The sequence below is a fragment of the Pelomicrobium sp. G1 genome (assembly GCF_051905455.1).
GTDB lineage: Bacteria > Pseudomonadota > Gammaproteobacteria > Burkholderiales > UBA6910 > Pelomicrobium.
Genome location: NZ_JBQACR010000307.1, coordinates 1 through 283, shown reverse-complemented (window position 1 = coordinate 283; position 283 = coordinate 1). Strand labels below are relative to the sequence as shown.

Annotated in this window: 1 protein-coding gene; it reads right to left on the bottom strand. The window is 57.2% G+C overall.

The window, feature by feature from the left end:
- Window positions 1-267: oligosaccharide flippase family protein (locus ACTFO6_RS18625; protein WP_439935858.1), on the bottom strand; the 267-nt coding region annotated here is incomplete at its 3' end.
- Window positions 268-283: the final 16 nt, after the last annotated feature.

Sequence of the window (283 nt, the reverse complement as noted above, 5' to 3'; positions counted from 1 at the left end):
AAAATAACCTGTGCCGAGGATCTGCACGACATTGGCCGCAACTCCGGCCCAGGCGAGGCTCAGGTAGCTGAAGCCCTGCCATGCGAGCGCGATCGCCGTCACCGCTTGCGTGAGCGCTGCGGCGGTCTGAATGACAAATATAGCGGAAAATTTCATTTCCCGAGTAAGAACGGCGTAAGCGGGAAACGCCAGAGGCAGAAGCAAGAAATTCAAGGTCAGTATCGCTAGCACCGCTCGCAATCCGGGCTCGTCGTAGTATTCGGCCAAGGGCCAGCGTGATAGA